General features: G+C 60.1%; 2 protein-coding genes and 2 pseudogenes. 2 read left to right on the top strand and 2 right to left on the bottom strand.

The annotated features are described in order from the left end of the window. Positions 1 to 113: pseudogene (locus AC5Y47_RS25615) on the bottom strand (site-specific integrase); the annotation flags it as partial. A gap of 233 nt (positions 114 to 346) precedes the next feature. Between AC5Y47_RS25615 and AC5Y47_RS25610 the strand changes: the two are divergent. Next, positions 347 to 3,178, top strand: coding sequence for a toll/interleukin-1 receptor domain-containing protein (locus AC5Y47_RS25610; RefSeq protein WP_499947056.1), 2,832 nt, complete (start codon positions 347 to 349; stop codon positions 3,176 to 3,178). Between the two features lie 119 nt (positions 3,179 to 3,297). Next, positions 3,298 to 3,807 carry a RipA family octameric membrane protein gene (locus tag AC5Y47_RS25605; RefSeq protein ID WP_499947055.1) on the top strand — a complete coding sequence of 170 codons (510 nt, stop codon included), beginning with the start codon at positions 3,298 to 3,300 and terminating at the stop codon, positions 3,805 to 3,807. A gap of 847 nt (positions 3,808 to 4,654) precedes the next feature. Here AC5Y47_RS25605 and AC5Y47_RS25600 read toward each other — a convergent pair. Continuing rightward, positions 4,655 to 4,770, bottom strand: a pseudogene (locus tag AC5Y47_RS25600) (hypothetical protein); the annotation flags it as partial.

The raw sequence follows: 4,770 nt of genomic DNA, 5'->3' as shown, positions 1-4,770 counted from the left end.
GACAAATGCTGGGATCGGTACCGATCGGCTTTCCGACCTTTCGTGCGTCCTACGGCGTGGTTGACGCCAAGTTGTACCGCGTTCTCCGATACCGACCACCTTCGCCGCAAAAACCGTCATGCAGCAGGTGACCGTGATACTGCCGGATGTCTGGCCGAACGGTGGTTTTCGCGACGCGTTGGCTAGGTTGGCCCCATAAAGCGCTGGGGCACCGTCGAGGAGATTCGCAGCAACGTCGACGGCTGTTACACGAATTCGTGCGACTTGGTGCACGACCATGCAATCATTGCACCGTCATCGAGTGTAGGCCGAGTGACTCCCGGAGCCAGATGGGGGGATCTACGCGATGCTTGCTCAGGCCCGTGATGCGCCGGGCACAGACGACGATAATCAACAGCAGTCTTTCAGCTACGACGCCTTCGTCTCATACAACCATGGGGATCGTGCGGTGGCATACGGGATCCAACGTGGCCTACACCGCGTCGGGCGGCGTATGGGCCATTTACGGGCGCTGCGAGTATTTCGTGACTCCACCGATCTGACCGCCAGCCCTGATCTGTGGGGCAAAGTGACCGAAGCAATGGAGAGTTCGCGCTACCTGATCGCAATTGTTTCCCCAAATGCGGCCGCGTCAGCGTGGGTAAACAAAGAAATCGGTCACTGGCTAGCCCATTGTCGGCAGGACCGGCTCATGCTTGTGGTGGCTGCTGGCCGCCTGATCTGGGACGAAGAGGGTCGGAAGTTTGACGCTGAGCGTTCGGATGCGGCGCCACCAATACTGACTGCGTCGGGCTCGCTGGATACCCAGCCGTTCTATGTGGACGTTAGCGGGAGTTCTCCGTGGGATTTTACCGAAGCCCTTTTCCGCGAGAAGGTCATCGACCTGGCTGCCCCAATACACGGCAAAGCCAAGACTGATTTAGTCAGCGAAGACTTGCGCGAACAACGTCGTTTCCGTCGCCTGCGCGCAGCCGCGGTGGCCGGCCTCGCGATACTGACTGTCTTTGCGGTTATTACAGCAGTGATCGCTGTTGCGTCACGAGCCGAAGCCCTGCGTCAGCGGCAAGTGGCTCTGCAGCAACGCAATGCAGCAGAAGCTCGGCGGCTTGTGTCGGATAGTCAGGCGGCGACGAGAGGCGAGCAGTCCGGAGGCGACATCCGTGCGTTGCAAGAGCTGCTTGCAGCCAATTTCCTCGCTCCTGATGTCGCCGCGGGCAGCCTCATCGATGCCGTCATACGGCAGCACGCCACAGTTAAGGTGTTTGATACCCCCGAGGGCATGCATCGCGTGAGGTTTGCCCAAGATGGACATCGGCTGGTTACCGCTGAAGATTTCGGTGCGGCGCGGCTGTGGAACGCCGATACCGGCCAACAGCTGAGTGCGCCGCTTGCCGGCGACTCACGGAAGAAGCGCAAAACGGCGTTGAGCCCTGATTCGCGTCGGCTCGCTGCCCTCGATCACGGTGGACATGTGCAGTTATGGGACGTCGACAGTGGGCAACCGCTGGGAATCAAATTCACCGATTACCGCGAAGAGCCACTATTTTTGGCGTTCAGCCCGGATGGGCGCCGGTTGGCAGGCGGAGGTTACCGGGGCGCGATCCAAATGTGGGATGTGGCAACCGGACAACCCGTGGGCCCACAACTAAGGCACAGTGTCCCAGTCGGCGCCGACGGATATAGCATTACAGTTACCAGTGTGGCGTTCAGCCCAGACGGCCACGTGCTGGCTACCGGCGGCTCCGACCACGTGGTGCGGTTGTGGGACATCGAGACCGGCCAAGCGGTCGGTACCCCCATGATCGATCATTCAGTCGGTCTCGTCTCGACCATAGTATTCAGCCCGAATGGGCATTTGTTAGCCAGCGGCGGGTCCGGTGACGCTGTGCGGTTGTGGGATGTCGGGAACAACAATCCGATGGGGCCCCTGCTTTCTGGGCATGGCGGCCACGTGGATGGAGTGGCGTTTAACCAGGACGGCAGTCGGTTGGCAAGTGTAGGAGGGAACGGCATTGTCCGCTTGTGGGACGTCGTGACAGGCAAAGCGGTGGGTGCCCCGCTTACCGGCCACACCGGCACAGTTTTTGATGTGGCTTTCAGTCCGGACGGGCGACGGTTAGCCACCGTCGGTTCCGATCGCACCGTTCGATTATGGGACGTCGGTCCCGGCCAGGTTCCGGGCGCCCCGCTCGAACACCCCGAAGAGGTGCGGAGTGTGGCTTACACCCATGACGGGAGGTTAGCGAGCGCCACCTGGGACGGCACGGTGCGGTTTTGGAACCCCTACACCGGCCTCCCGCAAGGAGCCCCGCTTGCCCTTCGTAGTGGCGTGGTGCACGGTGTGGCGTTTCATCCGGACGGCCACCGATTAGCCACTGCCGGAGATGACGGCACAGTCCGGTTGTGGGATGCCGAGACCCGCCAACAGATAGGTGACCCACTCGGGCACGCCTATCAGGTGCTCAGTGTGGCATTCAGCCCGGATGGTCGCTGGCTGGCCAGCGGCCAGAACGATGGGAACGTAAGGCTTTGGAATGCCGAGACCGGCCAGCCGCTGGGTGCCCCGCTAGCCGCGCATACTGGCACGGTAAACGATTTGGCATTCACGTCGGATGGACGTCGGTTAGCTAGCGCCGGCAACGAGGGAAAGATTCGACTCTGGGACGTCGGGACCGGCCGACCGCTGGGCAGTCCGCTATCAGGGCATACCAGCATGGTATTTGCCGTGGCCTTTAGTCCAGATGGGCGCCGACTGGCCAGTGCCAGTTTCGATCGCACGGTTCGACTGTGGGACGTCGAGAGTGGCCAGCAGCTGGGCGCGCCGTTGTCCGGGCATGACGGTCCAGTAAACGGTGTGGCCTTTAGTCCGGATGGGCGCCGAATAGCGAGTGCGGGAACAAATCTCGTGCGATTGTGGGACGTCGCTACGGGCCAGCCGCTAGGTGCACCACTTACTGGCAATTCCGGCGGGGTGAACCGTGTCGTGTTCAGCCCGGATGGGCACCAGGTGGCCAGTGCCGGATCGGACCACACAGCACGGATCTGGCCCGTCTATGCTTCGCCAGACATGTTGTGCAACAAGCTCGCCGTGAATATGAGCCATGAACAATGGCGCGAATGGGTTTCACCGGAAATCCAATACAGTCCCTTATGTCCAGGACTTCCGATTCCTAACTGAATACGTAGCAACCTAAGATCCCACGACGGGCCGAAAGCGTTGCAGCAGCTGCTGACTCAGCTGACGCCGGTCCAGGCTCCGCGGATCGCGAGGAACGGGGTAGACGAAAGGCGCGGACCATGCATAGCCACGATGACCTGTCCACTCGACTCTTCAATGTTTCCAGTGAAATCGACAGAACCACGGTGACATACGAGACCGCGTTGCTCGAGCAGTACAAGCTCTATGTGGAGATGGCAGATCGGATCAGCGCGCGACGCGGACTAACCAACTCTTTCTTCTTAACACTGAACACCGGCATCGTTGGCCTTACCGTCTCGTCCAAAGGCGTCCCCCACGGGCAGCATGCGTGGTGGTTGGTGATTCCGCTGGCAGCCATACTCGGCGAATGTTTCACCTGGTTCTACCTGGTGCGCAGCTATCGGCTTCTTAACAGTGCGAAATACCGAGTGGTTGGTGCGCTTGAAGAACAATTGCCGGCCTCGCCGTTCTGGCGTGCTGAATGGTGGGAACTTGGTGAAGGCCAAGACCGCACACGGTACTGGCCGCTATCTCATGTCGAAAAGTGGATTCCAATCTTGTTTGGTCTCACATATATCGCCGGGTTTCTCGCGCTGCTCGCCGGATAGCGTTCAACCCCTGATCCCGGTGCACGGTGCCTCCGAGATAACCATAGAACTCGCTCCACCATCTCCTCCTGCAGCACCGGCATCACCTGTCGTCACCTCCCGGTGCTCGTCGGTAAAATTGCCTGGTGAAGAGCCTTTGGACCGTCTGTGGCCGGTGTTGTGAAGTTGCAGATTTTGGTTGGATGGGTGGGCCGCATCATTGCGTGGTCGCCGAACCCGACCAATCGCCACCTGGATCGGTACGATTCTTCGTTTCCGACTGCGGGCACTTGCTTGGTTGTGATGATCCAACGTTCGACCTCGAACCCGAACGGACCAGACGGCGCAAAGCCGATTTCGAGCGATGTATGACCTTCGCGATCAGAACTGGCTGTCATGGACGACGGTCAAGCTGTCAGCAGCGCCATTCGGTCTGTGAGGCTATCGACGCTGTAGCTGCTGACACATGCCCGCAGACTATCTGGCGAGCGCAGTGGGCTTTTGATGACCAGGAGGCGTTGCATGCCGATGGTTGGTAAGCCGAAAATGCCCTAACTTGGCACTCCGCATGAGATCGCTGCATACCTGTGAGTGGGGTCACCTGACTTGGCCCCACTTTGGTCGGTGTTCTTCACCAATTTTGGCCCCGGTGGGTTGGTGATTTCTTCCGGCCGGGTGGGGCGGTGTGTCGTCACGAATTTTGGCCCCACCCTCGTTCAGATCGTTCCTGTCGCACCGTCGTCGTTGGCGGGCGTCAGGGAGGTCGGTCAGGATGCGGTCACGCGTGGAACTGTTCGAGAAGATCAGGAGGGACCAGCGGCGCGAGGGGTTGTCGATCCGTGAGTTGCCGGATCGGCATGGTCAAGTCCAACAACGCCGAAATCGACCGGCACCCTGTGTTACCCCACAACTGATCACCATCAAGCTCAGCGATGATCTCCACCAACCGCCCATCAATGGCATTGCGCTGACCGGCCAACTCCG

It is taken from the genome of Mycobacterium sp. NGS22, assembly GCF_059813095.1.
Note: the sequence above shows the minus strand (reverse complement) of the source record. Positions and strands in the feature narration are given on the sequence as shown.

Bases quoted from the DNA above. Each gene is read 5' to 3' on its own strand.
- AC5Y47_RS25605 (WP_499947055.1), top strand. From the start codon at position 3,298: ATGCATAGCCACGATGACCTGTCCACTCGACTCTTCAATGTTTCCAGT.
- AC5Y47_RS25610 (WP_499947056.1), top strand. From the start codon at position 347: ATGCTTGCTCAGGCCCGTGATGCGCCGGGCACAGACGACGATAATCAA.